Raw genomic sequence first — 26,673 nt, 5'->3', positions numbered from 1 at the left:
TTCATTTTCGGTTTGCTTTCGTATTAAATGAATTATATTCGCTTTGGTGTTTGGATGCCGGTCTTCGGGATACGCCATGGCGCAGGAAAAACAATTCGACATTTTCATTATCGGCGGCGGCATTAATGGCTGCGGCATTGCACGCGATGCGGTGGGGCGGGGCTTCAGCGTTGGGCTGGCGGAGATGAACGATCTGGCCAGCGGCACCTCGTCGCGGGCCACCAAGCTCATTCATGGCGGCTTGCGCTATCTGGAACATTATGAGTTCCGGCTGGTGCGCGAGGCGCTGATGGAGCGCGAGGTGCTGTGGGCCAATGCGCCGCATATCATCCATCCGATGCGTTTCGTGCTGCCCTATCACAAGGGCGGCGTGCGCCCTGCCTGGCTGTTGCGGCTTGGCCTGTTTCTTTACGACCATCTGGGCGGGCGCAAGAAGCTTCCCGCCACGCGCACGCTCGACATGCGCATCGACAAGGCCGCCGCGCCGCTGAAGCCGCTTTTCACCAAGGCGTTTGAATATTCCGATTGCTGGGTGGACGATGCGCGCTTCGTGGCGCTCACCGCCCGCGATGCGGCCGATCGCGGCGCGATGATCGCGACCCGAACGAGCGTCGTCGCCGCAAGCCGCGACAGGCAGGGCTGGACGATCACGCTGGAAAATCCCGGCACCGGCGGGCGCGAGGTGGTGCACGCCCGTCTTCTGGTCAATGCCGCCGGACCATGGGCCGACAAGGTTCTGCAAGGTGTGGAAGGCGACCGGCAATTGCACAATATCCGCCTGGTGCAGGGCAGCCATATCGTGGTGCGCAGGAAATTTTCCGACCCGCGCGCCTATTTCTTCCAGAACAATGACGGGCGCATCATTTTCGCCATCCCCTATGAGGATGATTTCACCCTGATCGGCACCACGGACCAGGATTATCAGGGCGATCCGGCCAAGGTGGCGATCACCGACAGCGAGACCGATTATCTCTGTGCGGCTGCAAGCGAATATTTCCGCGAGCCGGTGCGCCGGGAGGATATTGTCTGGACCTATTCCGGCGTGCGCCCGCTTTATGATGACGGGGCGAGCAAGGCGCAGGAGGCAACCCGCGACTATGTGCTGAAGGAGGATGCGCCGGATGGTCTGGCGCCGCTCATCAATGTCTTCGGCGGCAAGCTCACTACGGCGCGCAAGCTCGCCGAACACATGCTGGAAAAGATCGAAGACCGGCTGGGGAAAAAGGGTGCGCCATGGACCCATGCCGCGCCGCTGCCGGGCGGGGATTTCGCGGATGTGGCTTTTGAAGCGGAGCTGAAAAAGCTTCAGGCAGCCTGTCCTTTCCTTGATGCGCGCCATGCCCGCCGCCTGTTCCGGCTCTATGGCACCCGCACCTATAGGCTTCTGGGGCAGGCTTCTTCGCTGGCCGATCTGGGAAAGCATTTCGGCGCTGATCTTTATGAAGCGGAAGTGCGCTACCTCATGGACCATGAATGGGCGCGTAGCGCGGAAGATATTTTGTGGCGGCGCACCAAGCTTGGCCTGCGCCTGACGGCGGCGGAAGCCGCGGCCCTGCAAGGCTTTGTGGAGCCGGCAATCGCCGCCTGAAGGGCTGCGCTTGCCAGCCCTGCGTTAAAGGGTCATTATCCTCCCGGAGCCTGTTCCAAAAGTCGTCTCCGTGCGGCTGCAAACCGCCATTTTCGCACGCATATGCCGCCTTTTGATCCAGGCTCCCAGAAGCGGGTTCCAGCCTTCCTGGGAGGAAAAGATGGGCGCACCGCAAGACCGGATACATGCAGATCGCATCCAGTCCGCAATCGCGACCGGCGGCGCGGCCCGGTCTGCGCTCGTCGCCTCGTGGCGACGTTCGTCGGAACTGCACGGGCTTGACCCCGCCGAACCCGGCTCGGTGCGCACCCTGTCCGAACACGAATTCAGAACTGCCGTCGAGCGGATGGACCGGCTGGTCCATATTGCGCAGGCGAGCATGGATCGCCTCTATATGGCTGTCGGCGGTGTGGGCTGCTGCGTGCTGCTGGCCGATAATAACGGCGTGCCGGTGGAGCGCCGGGGTGCGGCGGGCGACGACGAGACTTTTTATCGCTGGGGCCTGTGGACCGGCGCCGTCTGGAGCGAGGAGAGCGAAGGCACCAACGGCATCGGCACCTGCATTGTGGAGCAGCGCGCGCTGACCATCCATCGCGAGCAGCATTTCCACACCCGCAATATCGGGCTTTCCTGCACGGTTGCACCCATCCACGACCATCACGGACGCCTGATGGCCGCGCTTGATGTTTCCTCCTGCCGGTCCGACCTGACGGAAGCCTTCGCACAGCTCATTTCGGTGGCGGTCATCGATGCCGCCCGGCGCATCGAGGCGGAGAATTTCCGTCAGGCTTTTCCCGATGCGCGCATCATGCTTGCGCCGACGGCGGATCGTGCGGGCGGGGCGCTGATCGCTGTCGACAAGGACGATCTCGTCATCGGCGCGACGCGCGCGGCCCGCCTTGCGCTGGAACTGGACGATGAAGCGCTGGCAGGCCCGCTGCCCGCCGCCGATCTTCTGGGAATGCCCGCTGATCCGCGGGAGGACATGGCGGAATCGGAGCGCGGCGTGATCCTGCGCGCGCTTGCGCGTGCACAGGGCAATATTTCCTCCGCCGCGCAGCTTCTGGGCATCAGCCGGGCGACGCTGCACCGCAAGCTGAACCGCCTGAAGATCATCCGTTCCCATTGACGAAGCCTTGCTGAAATAGGCCGGGGCAACTGTCTCAATATTGCGACATATGGGCGTGCGCGCTCATCTGCGCGGGATGACACCCGCCGCCGGTCGCGACATCCTGAATTTCCACGCGCCGGAGGAGCGGCGCGAACTTCGGGAGGAATGTCATGAACAAGGTTGAATTCAGCCGGACCGTGAAACCGGCTTTCGCAAAACGCTACGGCAATTTCATCGGCGGAAAATGGGTGGAACCCAAATCGGGCCGCTATTTCGAGAACACATCGCCCGTCAACGGCCAGGTGCTGTGCGAGGTGGCCCGTTCCGATGCGGCGGATGTGGAAGCCGCGCTCGATGCCGCGCATGCCGCGAGGGAAGCATGGGGCAGGACCAGCGTGGCGGAACGCGCGCTCATCCTCAATCGCATCGCGGACCGGATCGAGGAAAACCTGCCCGCGCTCGCTGCCGCCGAAACATGGGACAACGGCAAGCCGATCCGTGAAACCACCAATGCCGACCTGCCGCTGGCGGTCGATCATTTCCGCTATTTCGCGGGCGTCATCCGCGCACAGGAAGGCGGCATTTCCGAAATCGATCACGACACGGTCGCCTATCACTTCCACGAGCCGCTCGGCGTCGTCGGCCAGATCATTCCGTGGAATTTTCCGCTTCTCATGGCGACATGGAAGCTTGCGCCGGCGCTTGCCGCTGGCAATTGCGTGGTGCTGAAGCCGGCTGAGCAGACCCCGGCTTCCATCCTCGTGCTGATGGAACTGATTGCCGATATTCTGCCGCCCGGCGTGGTCAATGTCGTCAACGGTTTCGGTCTTGAGGCCGGCAAGCCGCTGGCGTCGAGCCCCCGCATCGCCAAGATCGCCTTTACCGGCGAGACGACGACGGGCCGCCTCATCATGCAATATGCCAGCCAGAACCTCATCCCGGTCACGCTGGAGCTGGGCGGCAAGTCGCCCAACATCTTCTTCAAGGATGTCGCGGCTGAAGACGATGATTTTCTGGACAAGGCCATCGAGGGCTTCGTGATGTTCGCGCTCAATCAGGGCGAGGTCTGCACCTGCCCCAGCCGCGCGCTCATTCAGGAATCGATCTATGACAGGTTCATGGAAAAGGCGCTGAAGCGTGTCGAGGCCATCGTGCAGGGCGATCCGCTCGATCCGGCCACGATGATCGGCGCGCAGGCATCGAGCGAACAGCTTGAAAAAATCCTGAGCTATCTCGATATCGGCCGTCAGGAAGGCGCGGAAGTGCTGGCGGGCGGCGAACGCAACGTGCTGCCGGGCGATCTTGCCGGCGGTTATTATGTGAAGCCGACCGTCTTCAAGGGCCATAACAGGATGCGCATTTTCCAGGAGGAGATTTTCGGGCCTGTCGTGTCCGTCGCCACCTTCAAGGACGATGCGGAGGCGCTGTCGATCGCCAATGACACGCTCTATGGCCTCGGTGCGGGCATATGGACGCGCGACGGCACACGCGCCTATCGCTTCGGTCGCGCCATCCAGGCGGGCCGCGTGTGGACCAACTGCTACCACGCCTATCCGGCCCATGCGGCTTTCGGCGGCTACAAGCAGTCGGGCATCGGTCGCGAAAACCATCTGAAGATGCTCGACCACTACCAGAACACCAAGAACATGCTGGTGAGCTACAGTCCGAAGAAGCTGGGTTTCTTCTAAAGCATGTCGCGGAAAAGTGGGAACCGGTTTTCCGATTACGACATGCGTATAAACAAGAGACGTTATATTCAGGCTCTGGCGGCCCGCGAATGGCATTCTTCTCTGCTCCGGTTTTCGAAGAACACCATTTTCGGCACGCCATAGCCAGAATCTGAACGCCTCCTGTCCCTGTCCCGGTTCTCGTCCTTGTCCGGCAACCAGGCGCAATGCGGAAATATTGTCTCCGCATTGCGCCTAATCAAGGAAGGGATGAATTACTTATGCCACTCTGCGCGCGGACGTAATGGTTTCGATTACCCTCCCAAGGGTGCCTGGGCGGAAACGCCCGGGCGATCTTCGGCCCGGCTGGAATGGTGATTCTTTCCGGCCGGTGCGACAGCCAGCAGTTTCAGGCCCTGCGTCCCTCATGCTTGTTCTTTCGGATTCCCCCTGGACCGACGCAAGTTCGACAACGAAGGAGTAATTCCATGGCAAAGACGATGAAAGCCGCAGTCGTGCGTGCCTTCGGCAAACCGCTGACGATCGATGAAGTGCCGATCCCCCAACCCGGTCCCGGCCAGATCCAGGTTGCCATTCAGGCGTCCGGCGTTTGCCACACCGACCTTCATGCCGCCTCCGGCGACTGGCCGGTCAAGCCCAACCCGCCCTTCATTCCGGGCCATGAGGGTGTCGGTTTCGTTTCCGCTGTCGGCAGCGGCGTCAAACATGTCAAGGAAGGCGACCGTGTCGGCATTCCATGGCTTTACACCGCCTGCGGCCATTGCCGCCATTGCCTCGGCGGCTGGGAAACGCTTTGCGAGGAACAGCTCAATACCGGCTATTCCGTCAATGGCGGCTTTGCCGAATATGTGGTGGCCGATCCGAATTTCGTCGGCCATTTGCCGAAGAATATCGATTTCAACGAGATCGCGCCGGTGCTCTGTGCGGGCGTGACGGTCTATAAGGGCCTCAAGGTCACGGACACCAAGCCCGGCGACTGGGTGGTCATTTCGGGCGTCGGCGGGCTCGGCCACATGGCCGTGCAATATGCCAGGGCGATGGGGCTCAATGTCGCCGCTGTCGATATCGACGACCGCAAGCTCGATCTCGCCCGCAAGCTTGGCGCGACCGTGACGGTCAATGCAAAGACGCATAATGATCCGGCAGCCTATATCCGCAAGGAAACCGACGGCGGTGCGCAAGGGGTTCTGGTGACGGCGGTGTCGCCGGTTGCCTTTGAACAGGCGCTGGGCATGGTTTCGCGCGGCGGCACGGTTTCGCTCAATGGCCTGCCGCCCGGTGATTTTCCGCTTTCCATCTTCAACATGGTGCTGAACGGCGTGACCGTGCGCGGTTCTATCGTCGGCACCCGGCTCGACTTGCAGGAATCGCTCGATTTTGCAGCCGACGGCAAGGTCAAGGCCACCATCCACACCGGCAAGTTGGAGGATATCAACGCCATCTTCGACGACATGCGGCAAGGCAATATCGAAGGCCGCATGGTGATGGACCTGACTCAATAGGCGGCTTGGGGTAATATGCGAACGGGCGGTGCACTTCCGCCCGTTCGCATCATGGAGGAGGATATGGTTGAGCAAGCATCCGGCGACGGCAGGGGGCAGGTGAGCGCCACACTGGCGGCGCTCGATCTCATCCGCGAATTGCAGGCCGAATATGGGCCGATCATGTTCCACCAGTCCGGCGGTTGCTGCGACGGTTCATCGCCCATGTGCTATCCACAGGGCGAATTCATCGTCGGCGATACGGATGTGAAGCTCGGCGAGATCGGCGGCGCGCCGGTCTATATCAGCGGTCCGCAATATGAGGCATGGAAACATACCGAGCTTATCATCGATGTCGTGCCGGGGCGCGGCGGCATGTTTTCGCTCGACAATGGGCGCGAGGTCCGGTTTCTGACGCGCTCGCGGGTCTGTTCTGTCCCCTGATTTTCCTTTTCGTTTTGCGGCGAAGCGGTTAGTTAGATCGGAGAGGGAGGGAGACGATCCGATATGGCCGCTATAGGAAAACGAGCAACCATTCATGATGTGGCGCGCCTTGCCGGTGTGTCGATCAAGACCGTTTCGCGCGTCTATAATGACGAACCGAATGTGCGCGAAGCCATCCGCGAAAGGGTCAGGCAGGCGGGGAGCGAACTGCGTTATCGTCCCAATGCCGCCGCGCGCAATCTCGTTGAACGGCGTTCTCACCTGATCGGGCTGTTTTTCGAGAATCCGAGCGCCAGCTATGTCACCGAACTGCAAATGGGCGCGCTGGAACGTCTGCGCGGCACGCGCTACCGGCTGCTGATCTTCCCTGTCGAAAATCGCGACGATATCCGTGGCGCGCTGATCGAAACGGCGCATGCTTCCGGCCTCGACGGCATCATCGTGACGCCGCCCATGTCGGACGATCCGGAAATTCTGGCCGAATTGACCGCCTCTGCCATGCCCTTTGCCCGTGTTGCGGGCGATGTGAATGTGCACCCGACCGACAGCGTCACCATCGATGACGCGGCGGCGGCTGTCGATCTGATGACCTATCTCCTGAAACTCGGCCATCGGCGCATTGCAATCGTCATCGGTGATCCGACGCACCGTTCGGCGGAGCTGCGTCTTGCGGGCTATCGGCGCGCGCTGGACGAGGCGGGGATCGACCGGCGCGCAGAATATGAGGCGCAGGGCGGCTTCAGTTTTGCAAGCGGGCTTGCGGCGGGGGAAATGCTGCTCTCGCTCGAAGAGCCGCCGACTGCCATATTCGCCTCCAACGACGATATGGCGGCGGCCGTCATGCAGGTCGCCTATGACCGGAACATTGCAATACCGGATCAGCTGACGGTCGTAGGCTTTGACGACAGCGCGATTGCCAGCATGGTTTCGCCGCAGATCACCACCGTCCGCCAGCCGATTTTCGAGATGACCCGCGACGCGGCGGATATGCTTTTGAAACAGATCGAAACCGGCCATGTATCGGAGCCGCGGCGGATCGGCTACAGGCTCATCATCCGCCAGTCTTCCGGCAAGGCGCCGGTTTAGCTCTGCGCGGGATGCGCGGGGAAGAACCGTTCGCGCGCATAATTGCCGCCGAAGATCATGTCATATTGCAGCATCTGGTAATCGCTGAGCAGCGGCGGGAAGGGCGGACGCTGCTGCCAGCCTTCCTCGGCGTTTTCCGACCGGTCGAAAACGGCATGATTGTCGACAACCCGGTAACGCTCGTGCAACTGGCGCAGGAAGCCTGTGTAATAAGGGTGCTGCATCCCGGCCATATCCAGAATGTGCAGCGGCAGGAAGGCCGGGCTGATCGTGCCGGTTCCCCGCTCCGCGCCTCGCTTGTTTGACCAGAGGACGAGCGGCGTTTCGTGCTGCAACATCATGTCGGCGGCAGGGGCCGTGCGGCTTGCGACGCGGTTTGCCATGAAGCCTGTCTCGACATAGACGGGACCGAGCGGCGGCAGGTGATCCCCGAAGAACACCAGGATGGTTTCGCGGTCGCGCCTGGACGCCCATTCCATCAGCCGCGCCAGGCTTGCATCGGCATCCATGGCGCCTTGCGCATAGGAGCGGATGGACTGGCGCGCATGGTCGCTGGTGTCGGCCTGCACTTCGAGCCTGGAATCCGGGTAACGATTGGTCTCATAAGGGCCATGGCCCTGAAGGGAAACCGCGAAGAAGAAGAACGGCGCGTCCATGGCATCTGCTTCGCGGATGATTTCATTGGTCAGGGCCGCATCGGAGGCCAGCGCGCCGCGCTTTTCCAGCGGCGGCATGTTTTCTTCCGACATGAACTTGTCGAAGCCCATGTTTTCATAGACCGGACCGCGATTCCAGAACCACTGGCGATAGGGGTGGATCGCCCGCGTCGCATAGCCCTGATCCTTGAAGAAGCTTGCGAGCGAGGGAAGCGGACGGCGGACATATTGCTGATAGGGAATGCTGCCGGAAGGCAGGAAGGCCTTGGAAAACCCGGTCAGCGCCTCGAATTCCACATTGGCGGTCATGCCGCCGAATTCCGGCGAGAAGACGTGGCCGGATTGTTCCGCGCGCACCGTCGGGATCGGGTCGGCGCTGAAAGCCACACCCGGAAGCCGTGTGGGGTCCCAGAAGGATTCGCTCATCACCATGATGATATCCGGCCTGCTGCTGCTGCCGAACGTGGCCGGGATCAACTGCGCGGGCGGTTCGATGGCTGCAATCGCGTCCGCAGAATAGCCTTCTGGCGCGAAGACGGTCGCCATCGGCACATTCAGAATGAAGGCCATGGTAAAGCCATTATGCGCGTAGTTTTCCTTCTGGTCCCACATGATCGGCAGAATGCGCAGCCGGTCGCGCGCCAGCGAAAAGCTTGCATAGTCTGAAATCACCGCGAACCAGGCCAGCAGCGGCAGCGCGAAGGCGAGGCGCAGCCCCCGCCCCTTCCACGGAATGGGGTCGAAGCGCCGCCACCAGAACAGGGTCACGCCAATCATCAGGGCCGCGGAAGCGATGAGAAGCAGCGCTATGCCGACAGCGCTCCATGGACGGTCCCGCACCAGAAGCGGCAGCAGGTCCACGATCTGGCGGGCATAGAGAAAGTCACTCGGATAAAGCGGATCGCCGAGATAGAGGCTCTTTTCGCGCGCGGTGGTGGCGGCGATCAGCGCCAGCGGACCAATGACGAAAAAGCCGTAATGGATGCGCCCGAAAACGGCATCGCTTGCCGTCAGCACCACGACGAACAGCGCAACTGTGGTCCAGGCGGGCTTATGCGGCGTGCGGAAAAACTGCATCGTTTCGGTGAACGAGCCGCGCACGATCCATTCGATGGCGAAAACGAGAAGGGTGGACAGCACGATGGAGGCAAGCGCGATTGCGCCAAGACGCAGCGGCCAGGCAATACGGGCAGGCCCGAAAATCGCGGCATCGCTCCAGCGACGCGCGGCAGCGTTTTCCATCACACCCGGCATGATCTACTCGCTCACTCCCAATATTTCACAAAAAGCCTGTCACATTTCCGTCATGGAAATGTCAACTCACGTTTGGGCACCGCTTGCGCCGCGCGTGATACGCACCGTGATCTGAATGGATGATGAATGGCGCATGCCCCCCGAAGGCGGGCGCCGGTTTCCGGGTAAAAACAGGCATAAAAACAAACAGATATAAAATGAAGACAGGGCCGGAACGTGTCCGGCCCTGCCCATGACCATTTGGCGGGGTGGATTACGAAATGACGTCTTCCAGTCCCTTGGTCAGTTCCAGCGCCTGCCGCTCGAACAGGCGGCGATAGATGCCGTCCGGCTTGCGGATAAGCGCGTCGTGATCGCCTTCCTCGAGGATCTTGCCCTTGTCGAAAACGAGCAGCCGGTCGAGCGCGCGCACTGTCGAAAGCCGGTGGGCGATGACCAGCGTTGTGCGCCCCACCATCAGCCGCTCCATCGCCTGCTGGATCAGCACTTCCGATTCTGAATCGAGGCTTGATGTGGCTTCATCCAGAATGAGGATCGGTGCATCCGCCAGAAAGGCGCGGGCAATCGCCACACGCTGGCGTTCACCGCCGGAAAGCTTCACGCCGCGTTCGCCGACAAGCGTTGCATAGCCCTTCGGCAAGCGGGTGATGAAGTCATGCGCGCTTGCAAGGCGTGCGGCTTCCTCGATCTCGGCCTGTGTCGCGCCGGGGCGGGCATAGGCGATGTTTTCGGCCAGCGTCCGGTGGAACAGGATCGGCTCCTGCTGCACGATGGCAATCTGCGATCGGAGCGATGCCTGCGTGACATCGGCAATGTTCTGCCCGTCGATCAGAATCGCGCCGCCATTGACGTCGTAGAGACGCTGGATGAGCTTGACGAAGGTTGTCTTGCCCGAACCCGAATGCCCGACCAGACCGACACGTTCTCCGGCCTCGATCCTGACCGAGAAGTCGCGATAGAGGGCGACTTCGTGATTGCCGTAATGGAAGGTGACGTGATCGAAGGTGATCGCGCCGTCTCCGATCCTGATCGCCGGAGCACCGGGCTTGTCGGCAATGCCGTAGGGCTGTGCCTCGATATCGACCAGTTCCTCCATGTCGTTGACCGAGCGTTGCAGGTTGCGGATATGCATGCCCACATCGCGAAGATAGCCTTGCAGCATGAAGAAGGCTGTCAGGACGAAGGTGATGTCGCCGGCTGTCGCCTGTCCCCTGGTCCACAGATAGAGCGCAAAGGCAATGATGACGCCGCGCATCACCAGGAGGTTCATGCCCTGAATGAAGCCGTTCAGCGTGCCGATCAGCCATGTGCGCCGTGTGCGGCCGCGCCATTTGTTCACAACCTTGGCCAGCCGCGCATCCTCGCGCCGCTCCGCTCCGAAAGCCTTGACGACGGCATTGCACGAAATGGCATCGGCCAGCGCGCCGCCCATGCGCGTGTCCCAGCTATTGGCAAGCGTTGCCGCAGGCGCAACGAAGCCGAGCGAAATCACGACCGTGCAGGCGATGTAAAGCACCGAGCCGATGGCGACCAGCAGCCCCATCAGCGGCCAGAACCAGGCCAGCAGCACCACCGAGCCCAGCAGCATCAGGAGCGAGGGCAGAAGCGCGATGATGAGTGTGTCGTTGAGCAGGTCGAGCGCCCACATGCCGCGCGTCACCTTGCGCACCGTCGATCCGGCAAAGGCATTGGCGTGCCAGTCGGTCGAGAAGCGTTGCAGCTTGCGGAAGGCGCTTGCCGCCATGTCGCTCATGATTTTCAAGGTGAAATCGGTGAGGACATAGAACGTCACCTGCCGCGAGACGAGCGCCAGCGCGCCCAGCGAAAGCAGGATGATGAGGGCATGGATGGCGGCGTCCCAGGCGCCGGCGCCCAGTGACAGTGAATCCACCAGCCGCCCGGAATAGAGCGGCGTCAGAACATCTGCGGCTGTTGCAAGCAGCATGCCGATTATCATCAGCGACAGCCGCAAGGGCTGACTTCGCCAATGGCTGAAAGTGTAGCCGAGGACATTGCGGAAGGCAGGTCCCCGGAAATCGATGCGAAACCGAGTCATATGAATACCACCAGCCCGTGCGAAGACGGATGCTGGTCCCTTGATCGAGAAAACAGGACTATCGGCCCGCAAAAGAGGGCCACGATAAGCGATGATTTGAAATTGCGCCCTGGACGGGCGTTCAGGCCTTAGCCTGCATTGCGGGCCAAGGACTTAAAGCTTGGAAGCGCCCGCGCGAACACTGGGCACCATCGGGAATGGGTAATAGACACGCATCTCATACCTCTTGCCAGTGTTGCAGATGGGTGCACAATAAATGAGCAGAAAGTTTTGCCAAGGCGCAAAATGGTGGTTTGTCCATCCACGGATTTGACTGTGACAAATTTGCAAGCCTTCCGCTGGCCGTCATCGGGTCCGTATTTCACTTTTTTCGTTACAAGGCGGCTGTGGCCTTGCAATTCCACGGCTCATGGGCGAAGGCTCATCTTGAGATATATCAGTGCGGCGCACAGGGAGAGTTTCATGACAATTCATCAAAATCTGATTGCGGGCGAATGGGTCGGCGGCGACGGGATCGCCAATATCAATCCTTCGGACACCAATGATGTCGTGGGAACCTATGCGCGGGCGACCGCCGAGGACACCAAGGCTGCGATTGCCGCTGCAAAGGCCGCTTTCCCGGCCTGGTCGCGGTCCGGCATTCTGGAGCGGCACGCCATCCTGCGCAAGACCGCCGACGAAATCCTGGCGCGCAAGGACGAGCTTGGCCGTCTGTTGTCGCGCGAGGAAGGCAAGACACTGGCTGAGGGGATTGGCGAAACCATCCGCGCCAGCCAGATTTTCGATTTCTTCGCAGGCGAAGCCCTTCGCCTTGCTGGCGAGGTTCTGCCATCCGCCCGTCCGGGCATCGGTGTCGAGGTCACGCGGGAGCCGGTCGGCGTGGTCGGCATCATCACGCCGTGGAACTTCCCGATCGCCATTCCCGCATGGAAGATCGCGCCGGCCCTTTGCTATGGCAATACGATCGTTTTCAAGCCGGCCGACCTCGTGCCGGGCTGCTCCTGGGCGATTGTCGATATTCTCCATCGCGCCGGTCTGCCAAAGGGCGTTCTCAACCTCGTCATGGGCAAGGGGTCTGTGGTCGGCCAGACCATCCTCGACAGCGCGGATGTCAACGCCGTCACCTTCACCGGATCGACCGGCACGGGCAAGCGCGTGGCGGCGGCCTCCATCGAGCATAACCGCCGCTTCCAGCTTGAAATGGGCGGCAAGAACCCGGTCGTCGTTCTGGACGATGCCGATCTCGATGTCGCGGTTGAATCGGTCGTCAATTCCGCCTTCTTCTCCACCGGCCAGCGCTGCACGGCTTCCTCGCGCATCATCGTGACGGAAGGCATCCACGACAAGTTCGTCGCCGCGGCAATCGAAAAGCTGAAGACCGTCGTGGTCGACAATGCGCTGAAGCAGGGCACCCATATCGGCCCGGTCGTGGATGAAAGCCAGCTCAAGCAGGACATGGATTATATCGAGATCGGCCGCAAGGAAGGTGCGAAGCTTGCCTTTGGCGGCGAGCGTCTCAACCGCGAAACGCCGGGCTTCTATCTCCAGCCGGCGCTCTTCACGGAAGCCACCAATCAGATGCGCATCAGCCGCGAGGAAATCTTTGGGCCCGTCGCCTCGGTCATCCGCGTGAAGGATTATGAGGAAGCGCTTGCCACGGCCAACGATACGAGCTTCGGCCTGTCGTCGGGCATCTGCACGACGAGCCTGAAATATGCGACCCATTTCAAGCGCAATTCGGAAGCGGGCATGGTGATGGTCAATCTGCCGACGGCAGGCGTCGATTTCCATGTGCCGTTTGGCGGGCGCAAGGGATCGAGCTTCGGCCCGCGCGAGCAGGGGCGCTATGCAGCCGAGTTCTACACCACCGTCAAGACGGCCTATACGCTGGCCTGATGACCTTGATGAATGCGAAAACCGGCGGGCGACCGCCGGTTTTTTCATGCGGTTTTTTTCGGCCAGGCGGCAAGCTTGCGGGCAAAATGCGAAACAAGCCCATGCAGCACCATGGTGAAAGCCGCCAGCACGAACAGGCAGGCAAACATGAGGTCCACCTTGGCGCGCCCATTGGCAAGCAGCATCAGATAGCCGAGGCCCTTCGATGCGCCGACCCACTCGCCCACCACCGCCCCGATGGGCGCATAGACGGCGGCGAGGCTGAGGCCCGACGCCAGTGACGGAAAGGCGGAGGGGATGCGGATGCGAAACAGGATCGCCATGCGTCCGGCCCCCAGAATTTCCGCCGCGTCGATCAGGCTCGTTTCGGTGCGCCGCATCCCGTCGAAAAAGGTGGAGACAACCGGAAAGAAGATCATCAGCACTGTGACCGCGACCTTCGATGCGGGGCCGTAGCCGAGCCACAAGGTCAAAATGGGCGCGAGCGCGAAGATCGGGATGGCCTGGCTGAACACCATCACCGGCATGACGAGCCGCTGCGCGAGCGGCGACATCATCAGCCCGATTGCGGTCGCGATCCCGACCGCGCAGCCCAGCACCAGACCGCCCAGCACCTCGCCGATGGTGGCGGCCGCGTTTTCCGCGATCAGCCCCGCATTCGCCACGAGCGCCTGCACGACATCGAGCGGTCCCGGCAGGATGAAGCGCGGCATCTGCCCGATGCTGACCACCGCCTGCCAGATGGCGAGTGCCGCCGCCACCGACAGGAAACCATCGGCGGCGCGCTTCATTCGGCTTCGGTTCGGGAGCGCCGCGTTCACGATCCGGCTTTCAAACCCATGGACCAGAAATCGGCTTCGAGCCTGCTTGCGGTCGCAAAAATCTGGCAGAGTCTTGGCCAGCGCGGGCTTTTCTCGAAATCGCAGCCGATGCGGTCCTTCGCGGCCTGATCGAAAAGCCTGCCCACCGTGTGGCACATATCCTGATATTCAGGCCCGGCATAGGTGTCGATCCATTCCTGATAGGGCGTGCCGGGCAAGGCCGTGGCGGCAAGGTTGAGGCCGATCTCGCCATAGCCGTGCGCGCAGGGCACCAGCGCCGTCAGCAGGTCGAGAAAATCGCCCGCCTGTCCGCAATCGAGCACATAGCGCGTATAGGCAAGGTTTTCCGGCTCCTCCTTCGTGGCGTAAAGCGCGTCCTCGCTGATGCCTTCACGGGCGCAGATGCTGACATGCAAAGGCAGTTCCATATGGGCAAGACCGTGCATGATATCGGCGCAGAGCCGCGTTTCCTGCAAGCTGTTGGCCTTGACGACGCCGAGCGCGAAGGCGCGGGCATAGTGGTGCAGATAGACATAATCCTGCCGCAGATAATGCAGGAAGGCCGCTTTCGGCAGCGTGCCGTCGCCAAGCCCCAGCACGAAATCATGCTCGATATAGGGTTTCCAGTCGGCAAGCGTCGCGGCGCGAAGGCGCGTGAACAGTTCGGATGAATAATGCGGCTGCGGCTGGCTCATGACCTGCTCCCTCCCGCATTGACGTCGATGGCGAATTTTTCGACCGGCAGGATGGACGGCACAAGGCCATGGTCCTTCAGATAGGCTTCGTAGCGGCTCCAGCGGCCATGATCGAGGCTTGCCGGCGCGCGCGAGAAGCGGGCAACCGTGTCTTTCCACGCGCGCTGGTTCAATTCATCCTTCAGTTCCGTGCTGTAGGAGGTAAAGACCTCGTAGCTCTTCTCCGGGTGATTGACGATATATTGCGCGGCCTTTTCTGTGGCGGCCAGAAAGCGGGAAATCTTGTCCTTCTCCGCCGCGTCGAGCTTGTCGCTGTTTGCGACATAGACCAGCTCGTCATAGACCGGCACGCCTTCCTCCTCGACGAAGAAGCACTTGCCGGGAACGCCCTCGACGGCCATCTGGTTCAGTTCCACATTGCGATAGGCGCCCATCACCGCATCGACCTGTTTCGACATCAGCGATGGCGCCAGCGAGAAATTGACATTGATGAGTTCGACATCGGAAAGCGTGATGCCATGCCGGCCGAGAATGGTGCCGAGCAGGGTTTCCTCGACGCCCGCAACCGAATAGCCGATCTTCTTGCCCTTGAGATCGGCAATTGCATTCACTGATCCGTCATCGCGGGTCATCAGGCAGTTGAGCGGCGAGTCGATCAGCGTGCCGACACGGATGACCGGCAGGCCCTCATGCACTTGCAGATGCACCTGCTGCTGATAGGAGACGGCAAGGTCGGCCTGACCGGCGGCAACCATTTTCGGCGGCACGGAAGCATCGGCAGGCGCGACGATATCCACGTCCAGCCCCGCTTGCCTGAAGTAGCCGAGCTTGTCGGCAACGATGATCGGCCCGTGATCGGGGTTCACATACCAGTCGAGGATGAGCTTCAGCCTGTCATTGGCTTCCGCGGCTTCCGCCGACGAGGCGAAGCTGAGCGCCGCGCCGAACAGCGCGGCAAATGCCATTTTCTTCATGATGTTCCTCCAGAGCTGTGATTTCAGACGACGAAAGGCCGGGTGACGGTGATCCATTCGCGAACGCGCGCGGCCGGATCGGCGTGAAGCGTGATGTCGGTCACGACGGAAACAATGTCCGCGCCCGCATCGAAAACGCCCGGCGCGCGTTCGACGTTTAATCCCCCGATGCCCACCAGCGGGATATCGCCGATCCGCGCTTTCCATTCTCCAAGGCGCGGCAGGCCCTGCTCGTGCCATTTCATCTTCTTGAGAATGGTCGGATAGACGGGGCCGAGCGCGATATAATCGGGCCTGACCGACAAAGCGCGGTCAAGTTCGGCTGCGTCATGGCTTGAAACGCCAAGCTTCAGGCCACCGGCGCGGATGGCGTTAAGATCGGCATCGTCAAGGTCTTCCTGGCCGAGATGGATGAAGTCGCAGCCTTCCTCCAGCGCCAGTTTCCAGTAATCGTTGACGATGAGCTGGCATCGATGCGCGGCGCAGACGTCGCGGGCGGCACGGATTTCAGCGCGAAGCTCCGGCTCGCTTCTGTTCTTCACGCGCAATTGCACCAGCCTGATGCCGAGCGGCACCATGCGCTCCAGCCAGTCCGCGCTGTCGAAAATCGGGTAGAAGGGATCGAGTGCCGTCACAGGAATGCCTTTCCGAGAAGGGGGGTGGAAGGTGCCGCCATGTCGCGGGCTTCGATCGGGTCGGCCTCACAGGCAAGCCGCCCGGCCTCGACCGCCAGCGCAAAGGCGCGCGCCATCGCCGCCGGATCGCCAGCCTTGGCGACGGCGGTGTTGATGAGCACGGCGTCGAAACCAAGTTCCATCGCCGCCGCCGCATGGGACGGCACGCCGATGCCCGCATCGACCACCAGCGGAATGTCGGGGAAATGCGCGCGCATGGTTTTGAGCGCGTATGGGTTGTTGAGGCCGCGTCCCGAGCCGATGGGCGCGCCCCACGGCATCAAGACCTTGCATCCTGCCTCAAGGAGCTTTTCCGCCACGACCAGATCGTCATTCATATAGGGAAAGACCGCAAAACCCTCGTCGCACAGAACGCGCGCCGCCTCGACCAGCCCGAACGGGTCCGGCTGCAAGGTGTCGGTGTCGCCGATCACTTCGAGCTTGATCCAGCTGGTGCCGAACACCTCGCGCGCCATATGCGCCGTGGTTATTGCCTCGCGCGGTGTGTGACAGCCCGCCGTATTGGGCAGAACGGCCACGCCAAGCTCCTTGATGAGCGCCCAGAAATCCTGACCGGCACGCGCTTCGCCGCTTTCCCGGCGTAGCGACACGGTGACGATCCCGGCCTGCGAGGCGCGCACCGCATCCGCAAGGATAGCGGGCGAGGGATATTGCGCGGTGCCGAGCAGAAGGCGGCTTTCAAATCTCTTTCCGTAGAATTCCAGCATCTCAACCTCCCTGCATGGGGGCGAGAACTTCGATCCGGTCGCCCTCGGAAATATTTGCGTCTTCCCGCGCCTCGGCGGGGATGAACTCGCCGTTGAGCGCGGTTGCGACCACGGCTTCATCAAGTTCGATTTCCCTGAGAAGGGCGGCGAGCGTGGCCGAGGCGGTTTCGTGCGCCTCGCCGTTCAAAACGATGGTCATGCATAGTCCTCCACAAAGTCGGGCTCAGCCTGCGCATTGGTTGCAACCGCCACCGCCATGCGGGCGACCGTGGGCGAAAGCAGGAAACCGTGCCGGTAAAGGCCGTTGACATAGACGGTGTCGCCGCGGCGTCGCACACGCGGCAGGTTGTCGGCAAAGGCGGGGCGGGCATCGACGCCCACTTCAAGGATTTCCGCCTCGCCGAAAGCCGGGTGCAGCGCATAGGCCGCGCTCAGGAGTTCCAGCGTGGAGCGCACGCTGATGCCGCGGCGGTCGTCGCTTTCGATCATGGTGGCGCCGATCATGTGGATGCCGTCGCCGCGCGGCACGATGTAAAGCGGGATGCGCGGATGCAGAAGGCGCACGGGCCGCGAAAGATCGATATCGCGCGAGCGCACGATCAGCATCTCGCCCTTGACGCCGCGCAGGTCCTGCAAGGTGTCGCGGGCGGCAAGGCCGCGCGCATCGACGGTGATGTCGGCTGCGACGGATATGTCTTTGGCGTCGACGCCAAGGTGAAAGACCACGCCCTGTCGCCGCAGCCTTTCGGCAAGTTCGATCAATGTCCGGCGCGGATCGAGATGGCCTTCCCCGGCAAAGAACAGGCCCTGCCGGAACCGCCCGGCCAGATCCGGCTCCAGCGCGTCGAGGCGGCTCTGGTCGATCGTGTCGAAAGCCTCGGTCCGCCGTGCGAAGCGGCGCAGCTCGCTCATGTCCCGCATGTGGGAGAGCACGAGCGTCCCCTTGCGCCTGACGGTCGAGACGTGGCGCTCCCACCAGCCGATGGCCTCCTGTCCGAGACGCACCACGGGTTCTTCGGCGCTTTCGCCCTCGCACCAGGGGGCCAGCATGCCGCCCGCAAACCACGAGCAGCTGTCCGAGCCGATCTCGGCACTTTTCGCGATGACGGTGACGGCATGGCCCTGATCGGTGAATTCGGCGGCGGTGACAAGGCCCGCCACGCCGGCTCCGATGATCGTGACGCGCATCAGATCGCCTCCCTTTCGGCCTGTTTCCAAAGGGCGTGGAAATGATGCACCGGCCCATGGCCATGTCCGATCTTCAGCCGGTCGGCGGCGCGGATTGCCCCTTGCAGATAGGCATGAGCCTGGGCAAGCGCCGTTTCGAGCGGCAGGTTGCGTGAAAGTCCGGCGGCGATGGCGGATGAAAGCGTGCAGCCGGTGCCATGCGTATTGCGGGTGAGAATGCGCGGCGCTTCGATGCGCAGGGTCGGGCGGTCGCGGCGGATCAGGAGATCGGTGCAGATCGCCCCTTCCGCATGGCCGCCTTTCATCAGGACCGCCCTGGTACCGAGGTTGAGCAGGGCGCGGCCCTGTTCTTCCGCCTCGGCATCGTTTTCGGCTGCGCGGGTGTCGAGCAGGCAGGCGGCTTCGGGCCGGTTGGGGGTAAGCAACGTTGCCAGCGGCACCAGCCTTTCGCGTAAGCGCGAAATCGCCGTCTCGCTCAACAGCCGGTCGCCGGATTTTGCAATCATCACCGGATCGAGCACGATGGGACCGGAAAAATGTGCAAGCCCGCGCGCAATGGCTTCGATGGTTTCAGGTACTGAAACCATGCCGATCTTGACGGCGGCGACATCGAGATCGCTGAAGACGGTGTCGATCTGTCCCGCCACGATCTGCGGCGGCACATCATGCACGGCGCTGACGGTGCGTGTGTTCTGCACGGTGACGGCGGCGATCACGCTTGCGCCATAGACGCCAAGCGCCGAAAACGCCTTGAGGTCGGCCTGAATGCCCGCGCCGCCGCTGGAGTCGGACCCCGCAATGGTGACGCATATGGGCACGGATGCCGCATGGTTATCGGTTGGATTGGTTCGGGAGAAACTCTGTTTCTGGTCCATTTCGACGTCTCTCATTCCGAACGGAAAATGAGACGTCATGAACCTTGATGGAGCATAAGCTCCCATGGGGAATGAACCCCGTCCGCGACGCGCCAAACTCCGTTCCCTACGCAGGTATTACCCGGATCAGGTTCAATGGGTTGACGCGGGAATGCGTCTCTCAGCCTTTCATGTCGCAGGATCGGACGGAAAACCGCTTCGCACTTTTCCTGATCCTGCTTCGAAGGCACCCCAACGAATTTTGCGTCGACAGGCATAGGCCGGAATGGCGGGCCGGTCAAGCGATGGAAAAAATGTGGCTTTGCAGGAAATCCTTATATCGCCCCCTGATTTGTATAGGCTTTATTAAAATTCTCGGCTTTAATCTGCGCGCGGGGTGCGTCTTGCGCGTGTTACCCATGATGCGATGAAAAGAGACGGTTCGCGTCATGGGCTGGATTGAAATAAGATTGCAGGATCAGTCGGATGAGGGGTTTTCGATGAGGAAGCGGAAGGGCGCTGCGGCTTCGGCGGAAGGTACGATGGCGCGCACGTCCGAACAGGACTTCCGCATCCTTTTTACGACGCATCCGACCCCCATGTGGGTCTATGATCCCGAGACGCTGCATTTCATCGTCATGAACGATGCCGCATACCGGCTCTATGGCTATACCGCCGACGAAATTCCCGGCATGACGGTGCTCGACATCCGGCCCCGAACCGAGCGCGACAGGATGCTGGCGGCCATTCGCGACCGCAGCGATCTCGAACGGCCCGAACGCTGGCAGCACCTGCGCGCCAATGGTGAAATCATGGATGTCCTCACCTACGGGCGTCAGGTGGTGTTCGACGGCAGGGAAGCGATTCTGGCCATTGTGCAGGACAGGACCGAACTGGCGCAGGCCAATCGCCAGGCAAGCCACGCCCAGACCCTGCTGGACAGTCTGGTCAACAATCTGCCGCTCGGTGTTTTCGTCAAGGATATGCACGACAATGGCCGTTATGTGCTTTATAATCAGGCGGCATCGATCGCGAGCGGCCAGCCGATGGACGAAGCGTTGGGGGCGACCGATCTCGATCTTTTTCCGGAGCGCGAGGCGGCTGTCATCGGTCAGCACGACCGCATGGCGATGCGCCGCCGCGAGGTGCTGAGTGTCGAGCGCAAGGTCGAGCGCAAGGACGGCACCGCGCGCACGATGCGGATCATTAAATCGTCCATCCCGCCGGTCGAGGGCGATGAGCCGCGCTATCTGATCGGGCTGGTCGAGGATGTGACCGAGCGGCGCGAGATCGAGGAACGCATGGCCCATATCGCCATGCATGACAGCCTGACCGGCCTGCCGAACCGCGCCTGTTTCGCCCACCATGTCGAGAACCTGTTGAAGAAGGGCAGCGACAGCGATCCCTTCGCCCTGTTCTATCTCGATATCGATCATTTCAAGGACATCAATGACAGCATCGGCCATCAGGCGGGCGACCAGCTTTTGCAGGAAGTGGCGCGCCGGCTGAAGCAGATCGCGACATCGGACGAGTTCATTGCCCGGCTGGGCGGCGACGAATTCGCCATCATTTACCGCAGCGGCACGCTGGGCCAGGTTGCAATGTTCGCCGACCGCGTCCTGTCGGCTTTTCAGGATGCGTTCAAGCTGGTGGGCAAGTCGGAATTCGTCACCTGCAGCATGGGCATCGCCCAGGCGCCCTTGCATGGAGACAATCCCGACGTCTTGATGCGCAATGCCGATCTTGCGCTCTATGCGTCAAAATCCGGGGGGCGGCGCACATTCCGTTTCTACCAGCACGCCCTGCGCCTGGCAGCGGAAAAGCGGCACGTCATGACCGGCGAATTGCGCCAGGCCCTGCTGGACGAACAGTTCGAGCTGCATTATCAGCCGATCTTCAATCTTGAGACCGGCAGGATTTCCGGCTTTGAGGCGCTTATCCGCTGGCGTCATCCCGATCGCGGCATGGTTTCGCCCGCCGAATTCATTCCGCTGGCGGAGGAAACCGGATTGATCGGCCCCATCGGCGACTGGGTTCTCGCCGCCGCATGTCGCGAAGCTGCGCTGTGGCCGGACGATATCAAGGTTTCCGTCAATCTTTCGCCGGTGCAGTTCAGCCAGACGACGCTTCTGCGGTCCGTCACCGATGCGCTGGGCGCGGCCTGCCTGTCGCCGGATCGGCTCGAACTCGAAATCACGGAATCGGTCTTCCTTTCCAACAGCAAGAACAATATCGAACTCCTGTTTGAACTGCGCCGGCTGGGCGTGCGCATTGCGATGGATGATTTCGGCACGGGTTATTCCTCGCTGAGCTATCTGCGCTCCTTTCCCTTCGACAAGATCAAGATCGACCGCAGTTTCGTTTCCGGAATTGAGGTCGACACGCGCGATCTGGCCATCATCCAGGCCGTGGCGACACTCGGCGCGGGCTTCAATATCGTCACCACGGCGGAAGGCGTGGAAACAACCCAGCAGCTCGAACGTTTGAAGACCGAGCGTTTCGGTGAGGTGCAGGGGTTCCTGACCGGTCGGCCCATGCCCGCGGGCGATGTGCCTTCCTTTATCCAGAACCGCAGCAGCGCCGGTCTTGGCACGGTTCGCCCGCATAATATACTTGCTGTCTGACGATTATATTGAAAGGGGCTTGACCTTCCAACGGTTGGAAGGACTAACAAGGGGCAACTCTCGATTTTCGACAAGTGAATGTCACGAAAGGGATTGCCATGAACAAGATTGTAAAGCCCGGCGCCACAAGCTTTCCCGTGCCGGTGGAGGGCATGAGTTGCGCTTCCTGCGTCTCTTCCGTCGAAAAAGCCGTTTCCAGGGTTCCCGGCGTCGACAAGGTCTCGGTCAATCTCGCGACCGAGCGCGCGGATGTGACCTTCAGCGGCACGCCGGACCTGCCCGCCGTGATCGAGGCCATCCGCAAGGCCGGTTATGATGTTCCGGCGGGCGCGGTCGATCTCGCCATTGAAGGCATGAGCTGCGCTTCCTGCGTCAGCAAGGTGGAAAAGGCGTTGAACGCCGTGCCGGGCGTGACCCGCGCCAGCGTCAATCTGGCAACCGAGCGCGCCCATGTGGAGCTTGCCGGGCAGGTGCCCTTGTCCGACCTCGTCAAGGCGGTCGAAAATGCCGGTTATGAGGCGCGCGCGCTGGACGAGGCCCGCAGCGACGCCCAACAGGAAACGCAGTCTGAAAAGCGCGATGCGGAAGCGGCGGAACTGAAGAAAAGCGTCATTCTCGCGGCCATTCTCACCCTGCCGGTCTTCATTCTGGAAATGGGGTCCCACCTCATCCCGGCTGTCCATATGTTCGTCATGGACCGGATCGGGATGCAGAACAGCTGGTATCTGCAATTCGTGCTGACAACGCTGGTCCTGTTCGGGCCGGGCCTGCGCTTTTTCAAGAAGGGCGTTCCCACGCTTCTGCGCGGCACGCCGGACATGAACTCGCTGGTCGTGGTCGGCACGCTTGCCGCCTGGGGCTTTTCGGTCGTCGCCACCTTCCTGCCGGGCGTGCTGCCGCAAGGCACCGTCAATGTCTATTTCGAGGCGGCGGCGGTGATCGTCACGCTCATCCTCATCGGCCGCTATCTGGAAGCGCGCGCCAAGGGCCGCACCAGCGCCGCGATCAGCCGTCTCGTCGGCTTGCAGGCCAAATCCGCCCGTGTGGTGCGCGATGGGCAGGCCATCGATGTGCCGCTGGAAGAGGTGCGCGCAGGCGATATCGTGCAGGTGCGCCCCGGCGAAAAGGTTCCCGTCGACGGCGCGGTGATCGAGGGCTCGTCCTATGTGGATGAATCGATGATTACCGGCGAGCCTGTTCCCGTCGTCAAGGAAAAGGGCGCGGAAGTGGTCGGCGGCACCATCAACAAGACCGGCGCCTTCACCTTCCGCGCCACCAAGGTTGGCCGCGACATGGTGATCTCGCAGATCATCCGCATGGTCCAGGATGCGCAGGCCGACAAGCTGCCCATCCAGGCCACGGTGGACAAGGTGACGGGCTGGTTCGTGCCCGCGGTCATGGCCGCCGCGGCGCTCACCTTCGTGCTTTGGCTGGCCATTGGCGGCACCGCCATGATGGGCTATGCGCTGGTCAATGCGATTGCCGTCGTCATCATCGCCTGCCCGTGCGCCATGGGCCTTGCCACCCCGACATCAATCATGGTGGGCACCGGGCGCGCGGCCGAATTCGGCGTCCTGTTCCGTCGCGGCGATGCGCTGCAAACCCTGCGCGATGCTTCCATTATTGCCGTCGACAAGACCGGCACGCTGACTGAAGGAAAGCCCGCTCTCGCCCATTTCGATACGGTGGAAGGCTTCGACAAGGATGAGCTTCTGGCGCTCGTCGCCGCCGTGGAGGCGCGGTCCGAACACCCGATCGCCGATGCGATCGTGGAAGCCGCGAAGGAAAAGGGATTGAAGCTCGCGGACGTATCGGCTTTCGAGGCGGTGCCGGGCTTCGGCCTGAAGGCGAGCGTCGATGGGCGGGAAGTCGCCATCGGTGCCGACCGTTACATGGCGAAGCTCGGACATGATGTTGCGACCTTTGCCGATGATGCGAAGCGTTTTGGCGATGAGGGGCAATCCCCGCTCTATGCGGCCGTTGATGGCAAGCTGGCGGCGATCCTCACCGTCGCCGATCCCATGAAGGAAACCACGCCAGCGGCGATTGCCGCTCTTCACGAGCAGGGACTGAAGGTCGCCATGATCACCGGCGACAATCGCCGCACGGCGGAAGCCATCGCAAAACGCCTTGGCATTGATGAAGTCGTGGCGGAAGTGCTGCCGGACGGCAAGGTCGCGGCGCTCAAGCGCCTTTCGGCGGGCGGCAAGCGCATCGCCTTCGTGGGTGACGGCATCAACGATGCGCCCGCGCTGGCCGCTGCCGATGTCGGTATCGCCATTGGCACCGGAACGGATATCGCGATTGAAAGTGCGGATGTGGTGCTGATGTCGGGTGATCTGCGCGGCGTGGTCAATGCCATTGCGATCTCCAAGGCGACGATCCGCAATATTGGAGAAAACCTGTTCTGGGCCTTCGCCTATAACGTGGCGCTTATCCCGGTCGCGGCGGGTGTTCTCTATCCCTTCACCGGAACCCTGCTGTCGCCGGTTCTGGCGGCGGGCGCCATGGCTTTCTCAAGCATCTTCGTGCTGAGCAACGCCTTGCGGCTCAAGGCCTTCAAAAGCCCGATGGAATCATGAACATGGAAAAAGGCGCGGTTCCGACCGCGCCTTTCGGTTTCAGTGCGTGCCGACGGCCTTGCCGTAGGTGCGCACAACATTGCGGACGGCTTCCACCATCAGCGCATGCGGTGTGGCTTCCACCCGTCCCGATGCGACAGCCGGATAGAGCGTGCCGAGATACTGGCTGATCAGTGTTTCCGGTATCTTGCGGCCTTCCAGACGCTTCAAAAGCGCATCCACGGCAGCCGTCGCCACCGGATGCGGCCAGTAATAGCGAATGCGGTCGCTATAGGAGAAATGGCGCTGCAGACGCAGTTCCTCGCCATCGCCGTGATAGTATTTTTCCCAGTTCTTCGGCTCGGCCAGAAGCAGCGCTTCCATCTTGCCGCGCAGGGTTTCCTCTTCCGGCAGCTTGTCGAGGAAGGCCGCAATCTGGTCAAGGCCATAGAGCGCCTCGCGCAGCGCGAAAGTCAGGCCGGGACCGACTTTCAAAATGGCGAAACCGTCGTGAACCAGATCGGAAAGCGCCTCCACCGGCTGATAGTCGGTCGAATGGGCTTCGAACACGAATTGCGGCATTTCGCCGAGAACGCCGCTCAGCGCCGTCGCCTTCTCGCTATCGTAGAACACGACATTCTCGTTGCCGAATTCGACGCCCGGCTGCACCACGACGCCGATGGCGCGGGCAAAGGCATCGTCCAGTCCGAGCGCTGCGAAAGCCTTGCGGTGAATGGCGACGGTTTCGACCGCCGCGTCCGGCCTGGTCAGTTCCAGCTCTTCGATTTCTTCCATTGCGCCGCCGGGGATCGGCACTTCGGTGCCGATGATGTAGACCGGCAGATCGTAGCCGGCTTCACGGGCGGCAGTTTCCGAAACTTTTGCAAGCCGCGCCGCGCGCTCGGCGGTCACGGCATCGGGCAGGGCGACCGGCTCGCCAGCGCAGCCCATCGACGTGTCGAGATGGATCTTGGTGAAGCCCGCGCGCACGAATGCATCGATCATGACTTCGGATTTCTGCATCGCCTCTTCGGCGGGCAGATGCTTCCACGGATTGGGGCCGAGATGGTCGCCGCCCAGAACGAGCCGCCTGGTGTCGAAGCCGATGCGGGCCGCGATATCCTCCACAAAATGGCGGAAATCGGCGGGCGTCATGCCCGTATAGCCGCCATCCTGATTGACCTGATTGCAGGTGGCCTCGATCAGAACATCCGTTTTGGTGGCAACGCCTTCCAGAAGGGCGGCTTCGATCACGAGCGGATGGGCGGAGCAGATGGAGGTGATGCCGCCGCGTGCACCGCTTGCATAGCGGCTGGGAAGGGCGCCGAGGGTCTTGGTGCTGCTCATGCCTGAACTCCGTGCTTTTCAAGGAAGGATTCGATTTCCGCCATGGTGGAGGTGCCTTCCATCGGTCCCTTGACGCCGACAGCGCGTGCGCCGGTGGCATTGGCGATGGCGATGACGTCCTTCGGCGCCATGCCGCGCAGCCAGCAGGTGACGAAGGCCGCGCCAAAACTGTCGCCTGCGCCGGTCGGGTCGATTTCCTCCACCTTGAAGGCGGGCGCAAAAACTTCGCCGGACTGGTCGAAATAGCTCGCCCCTTCTGCCCCGCGCTTCACCACAATGGCCTTGATGCCGCGCGCCAGAAGTTCTTCCACGGCTGCCTTTTCCTCGGTTGCCCTAGTGAAGAGAAAGATTTCCGTGCCGCTCGGCATGAAGAGATCGGTATTTTCCAGAGCATGGGAAAGTGCCTCACGCATGCCCGGCAGTTCCAGCATTTCCTTGCGGATATTCGGGTCGAAGGACACGGTGCCGCCCTTCGCCTTGATGCGGATCGTTGCCTCATGGATCGCCGAAACAATGCCGTCCGAGAACAGCGCCGAACCCATGATATGCAGGTGATCTGCGGTCTCGATCAGCCTTTCGGCTTCCGGCGTCAGGCCGATGGCGCTGCATGCGCTGTGCCTGATGTTGAAGATGAAATCGCGATTGCCGTCCGGGCGATACCGCACGAAGGCGCTGCCGGTGGCGGCTGTCGGATGCACGCCGATGGCCGAAACGTCCACGCCGTCCTTTTGCAGCCGCTCGACATTGAGCGCGCCGAAATCGTCATTGCCGACCGCGCTGACAAGTCCGCAGGGCTGGCCCATCTTGGCTGCCTGATCGATGAAGATCGCAGGCGCGCCGGAAGCGAAAGGCCCGATCAGCGGGATGGCGGACTTGAAACCGTTGCCGGTTTCCACGGCCATGATCTCGACGACGATTTCGCCGATGGTGATGATTTTCTTCATGGC

The 26,673-nt window shown here is 61.8% G+C and carries 21 protein-coding genes and 1 riboswitch; of the genes, 9 read left to right on the top strand and 12 right to left on the bottom strand.

The annotated features are described in order from the left end of the window. Window positions 1–76 precede the first annotated feature (76 nt). From glpD to AVM02_RS16155, 6 genes are all read left to right on the top strand, one after another. Window positions 77–1,588 carry a glycerol-3-phosphate dehydrogenase gene (glpD, locus tag AVM02_RS16180; RefSeq protein ID WP_411507946.1) on the top strand — a complete coding sequence of 504 codons (1,512 nt, stop codon included), beginning with the start codon at window positions 77–79 and terminating at the stop codon, window positions 1,586–1,588. 160 nt (window positions 1,589–1,748) lie between these two features. Next, a complete protein-coding gene (locus AVM02_RS16175; RefSeq protein WP_411507945.1) occupies window positions 1,749–2,717 on the top strand; it encodes a GAF domain-containing protein in 969 nt (322 codons plus the stop codon). A gap of 152 nt (window positions 2,718–2,869) precedes the next feature. Continuing rightward, window positions 2,870–4,387: an aldehyde dehydrogenase gene (adh, locus tag AVM02_RS16170; protein ID WP_411507944.1), complete on the top strand. Its 1,518-nt coding sequence runs from the start codon at window positions 2,870–2,872 to the stop codon at window positions 4,385–4,387. A gap of 467 nt (window positions 4,388–4,854) precedes the next feature. Further along, window positions 4,855–5,889, top strand: coding sequence for an alcohol dehydrogenase AdhP (adhP, locus tag AVM02_RS16165; RefSeq protein ID WP_411507943.1), 1,035 nt, complete (start codon window positions 4,855–4,857; stop codon window positions 5,887–5,889). Between the two features lie 63 nt (window positions 5,890–5,952). Continuing rightward, a complete protein-coding gene (locus AVM02_RS16160; RefSeq protein ID WP_411507942.1) occupies window positions 5,953–6,312 on the top strand; it encodes a DUF779 domain-containing protein in 360 nt (119 codons plus the stop codon). A 63-nt stretch (window positions 6,313–6,375) separates the two neighbouring features. Further along, window positions 6,376–7,398: a LacI family DNA-binding transcriptional regulator gene (locus AVM02_RS16155; protein WP_411507941.1), complete on the top strand. Its 1,023-nt coding sequence runs from the start codon at window positions 6,376–6,378 to the stop codon at window positions 7,396–7,398. Here AVM02_RS16155 and AVM02_RS16150 read toward each other — a convergent pair. Next, window positions 7,395–9,308: an LTA synthase family protein gene (locus AVM02_RS16150; protein WP_411507940.1), complete on the bottom strand. Its 1,914-nt coding sequence runs from the start codon at window positions 9,306–9,308 to the stop codon at window positions 7,395–7,397. The two genes, AVM02_RS16155 and AVM02_RS16150, sit on opposite strands and share 4 nt — an antisense overlap. Window positions 9,309–9,561: 253 nt before the next feature. Then, window positions 9,562–11,364, bottom strand: a complete 1,803-nt coding sequence (locus tag AVM02_RS16145) for an ABC transporter ATP-binding protein (protein ID WP_411507939.1) — start codon at window positions 11,362–11,364, stop codon at window positions 9,562–9,564. Between the two features lie 462 nt (window positions 11,365–11,826). Between AVM02_RS16145 and AVM02_RS16140 the strand changes: the two genes are divergently transcribed. Continuing rightward, on the top strand, window positions 11,827–13,260 hold the full coding sequence (locus tag AVM02_RS16140) for an aldehyde dehydrogenase family protein (protein WP_411507938.1): 1,434 nt from the start codon (window positions 11,827–11,829) through the stop codon (window positions 13,258–13,260). 44 nt (window positions 13,261–13,304) lie between these two features. On the opposite strand, the gene AVM02_RS16135 is transcribed toward AVM02_RS16140, so the two are convergent. Genes AVM02_RS16135 through thiD form a run of 8 tightly spaced genes read right to left on the bottom strand, consistent with a single transcriptional unit; the run spans window position 13,305 to window position 19,215 of the window. Then, window positions 13,305–14,081 carry an ABC transporter permease gene (locus tag AVM02_RS16135; protein WP_411507937.1) on the bottom strand — a complete coding sequence of 259 codons (777 nt, stop codon included), beginning with the start codon at window positions 14,079–14,081 and terminating at the stop codon, window positions 13,305–13,307. Continuing rightward, a complete protein-coding gene (tenA, locus tag AVM02_RS16130; protein WP_411507936.1) occupies window positions 14,078–14,776 on the bottom strand; it encodes a thiaminase II in 699 nt (232 codons plus the stop codon). The genes AVM02_RS16135 and tenA overlap by 4 nt, the downstream gene beginning before the upstream one ends. Further along, a complete protein-coding gene (locus AVM02_RS16125) occupies window positions 14,773–15,750 on the bottom strand; it encodes an ABC transporter substrate-binding protein (protein WP_411507935.1) in 978 nt (325 codons plus the stop codon). The genes tenA and AVM02_RS16125 overlap by 4 nt, the downstream gene beginning before the upstream one ends. Window positions 15,751–15,773: 23 nt before the next feature. Beyond that, entirely contained in the window at window positions 15,774–16,385 is a 612-nt protein-coding gene (locus tag AVM02_RS16120; protein WP_411507934.1) for a thiamine phosphate synthase, read from the bottom strand. Beyond that, window positions 16,382–17,152, bottom strand: coding sequence for a thiazole synthase (locus tag AVM02_RS16115; protein WP_411507933.1), 771 nt, complete (start codon window positions 17,150–17,152; stop codon window positions 16,382–16,384). The genes AVM02_RS16120 and AVM02_RS16115 overlap by 4 nt, the downstream gene beginning before the upstream one ends. A gap of 1 nt (window position 17,153) precedes the next feature. Then, on the bottom strand, window positions 17,154–17,351 hold the full coding sequence (thiS, locus tag AVM02_RS16110; protein ID WP_411507932.1) for a sulfur carrier protein ThiS: 198 nt from the start codon (window positions 17,349–17,351) through the stop codon (window positions 17,154–17,156). Next, the gene (locus AVM02_RS16105) at window positions 17,348–18,340 is read right to left on the bottom strand and encodes an FAD-dependent oxidoreductase (RefSeq protein WP_411507931.1); all 993 of its coding nucleotides are present in this window, start codon (window positions 18,338–18,340) and stop codon (window positions 17,348–17,350) included. The genes thiS and AVM02_RS16105 overlap by 4 nt, the downstream gene beginning before the upstream one ends. After that, window positions 18,340–19,215 carry a bifunctional hydroxymethylpyrimidine kinase/phosphomethylpyrimidine kinase gene (gene thiD, locus AVM02_RS16100; RefSeq protein ID WP_411507930.1) on the bottom strand — a complete coding sequence of 292 codons (876 nt, stop codon included), beginning with the start codon at window positions 19,213–19,215 and terminating at the stop codon, window positions 18,340–18,342. The genes AVM02_RS16105 and thiD overlap by 1 nt, the downstream gene beginning before the upstream one ends. Before the next feature lie 86 nt (window positions 19,216–19,301). Further along, window positions 19,302–19,459, bottom strand: a riboswitch (TPP riboswitch). A 235-nt stretch (window positions 19,460–19,694) separates the two neighbouring features. On the opposite strand from thiD, the gene AVM02_RS16095 reads away from it, so the two are divergent. Next, window positions 19,695–21,818 (top strand): putative bifunctional diguanylate cyclase/phosphodiesterase, encoded by a 2,124-nt coding sequence (locus AVM02_RS16095; protein WP_411507929.1) that lies wholly within the window; start codon window positions 19,695–19,697, stop codon window positions 21,816–21,818. A gap of 98 nt (window positions 21,819–21,916) precedes the next feature. Then, a complete protein-coding gene (locus tag AVM02_RS16090) occupies window positions 21,917–24,400 on the top strand; it encodes a heavy metal translocating P-type ATPase (protein ID WP_411507928.1) in 2,484 nt (827 codons plus the stop codon). A 39-nt stretch (window positions 24,401–24,439) separates the two neighbouring features. Here the strand turns inward: AVM02_RS16090 and AVM02_RS16085 are convergent, their stop codons facing one another. Beyond that, on the bottom strand, window positions 24,440–25,726 hold the full coding sequence (locus tag AVM02_RS16085; protein ID WP_411507927.1) for a D-tagatose-bisphosphate aldolase, class II, non-catalytic subunit: 1,287 nt from the start codon (window positions 25,724–25,726) through the stop codon (window positions 24,440–24,442). Next, window positions 25,723–26,670 (bottom strand): sugar kinase, encoded by a 948-nt coding sequence (locus tag AVM02_RS16080; RefSeq protein WP_411507926.1) that lies wholly within the window; start codon window positions 26,668–26,670, stop codon window positions 25,723–25,725. The genes AVM02_RS16085 and AVM02_RS16080 overlap by 4 nt, the downstream gene beginning before the upstream one ends. Window positions 26,671–26,673 lie beyond the last annotated feature (3 nt).

The sequence above is a fragment of the Brucella anthropi genome, assembly GCF_046630315.1.
In the GTDB taxonomy this organism is placed as follows: domain Bacteria; phylum Pseudomonadota; class Alphaproteobacteria; order Rhizobiales; family Rhizobiaceae; genus Brucella; species Brucella anthropi_A.
The sequence above is the reverse complement of the archived record's forward strand: the minus strand, read 5'-3'. Positions and strand labels throughout refer to the sequence as shown.

Coding starts and splice junctions, on each gene's coding strand:
- AVM02_RS16080 (WP_411507926.1), bottom strand. CDS start 26,670: ATGAAGAAAATCATCACCATCGGCGAAATCGTCGTCGAGATCATGGCC.
- thiD (WP_411507930.1), bottom strand. CDS start 19,215: ATGGACCAGAAACAGAGTTTCTCCCGAACCAATCCAACCGATAACCAT.
- AVM02_RS16125 (WP_411507935.1), bottom strand. CDS start 15,750: ATGAAGAAAATGGCATTTGCCGCGCTGTTCGGCGCGGCGCTCAGCTTC.
- AVM02_RS16160 (WP_411507942.1), top strand. CDS start 5,953: ATGGTTGAGCAAGCATCCGGCGACGGCAGGGGGCAGGTGAGCGCCACA.
- AVM02_RS16105 (WP_411507931.1), bottom strand. CDS start 18,340: ATGCGCGTCACGATCATCGGAGCCGGCGTGGCGGGCCTTGTCACCGCC.
- adh (WP_411507944.1), top strand. CDS start 2,870: ATGAACAAGGTTGAATTCAGCCGGACCGTGAAACCGGCTTTCGCAAAA.
- AVM02_RS16155 (WP_411507941.1), top strand. CDS start 6,376: ATGGCCGCTATAGGAAAACGAGCAACCATTCATGATGTGGCGCGCCTT.
- AVM02_RS16150 (WP_411507940.1), bottom strand. CDS start 9,308: ATGCCGGGTGTGATGGAAAACGCTGCCGCGCGTCGCTGGAGCGATGCC.
- glpD (WP_411507946.1), top strand. CDS start 77: ATGGCGCAGGAAAAACAATTCGACATTTTCATTATCGGCGGCGGCATT.
- AVM02_RS16090 (WP_411507928.1), top strand. CDS start 21,917: ATGAACAAGATTGTAAAGCCCGGCGCCACAAGCTTTCCCGTGCCGGTG.
- adhP (WP_411507943.1), top strand. CDS start 4,855: ATGGCAAAGACGATGAAAGCCGCAGTCGTGCGTGCCTTCGGCAAACCG.
- AVM02_RS16085 (WP_411507927.1), bottom strand. CDS start 25,726: ATGAGCAGCACCAAGACCCTCGGCGCCCTTCCCAGCCGCTATGCAAGC.
- AVM02_RS16140 (WP_411507938.1), top strand. CDS start 11,827: ATGACAATTCATCAAAATCTGATTGCGGGCGAATGGGTCGGCGGCGAC.
- AVM02_RS16175 (WP_411507945.1), top strand. CDS start 1,749: ATGGGCGCACCGCAAGACCGGATACATGCAGATCGCATCCAGTCCGCA.
- tenA (WP_411507936.1), bottom strand. CDS start 14,776: ATGAGCCAGCCGCAGCCGCATTATTCATCCGAACTGTTCACGCGCCTT.
- AVM02_RS16145 (WP_411507939.1), bottom strand. CDS start 11,364: ATGACTCGGTTTCGCATCGATTTCCGGGGACCTGCCTTCCGCAATGTC.
- AVM02_RS16095 (WP_411507929.1), top strand. CDS start 19,695: ATGAGGAAGCGGAAGGGCGCTGCGGCTTCGGCGGAAGGTACGATGGCG.
- AVM02_RS16115 (WP_411507933.1), bottom strand. CDS start 17,152: ATGCTGGAATTCTACGGAAAGAGATTTGAAAGCCGCCTTCTGCTCGGC.
- thiS (WP_411507932.1), bottom strand. CDS start 17,351: ATGACCATCGTTTTGAACGGCGAGGCGCACGAAACCGCCTCGGCCACG.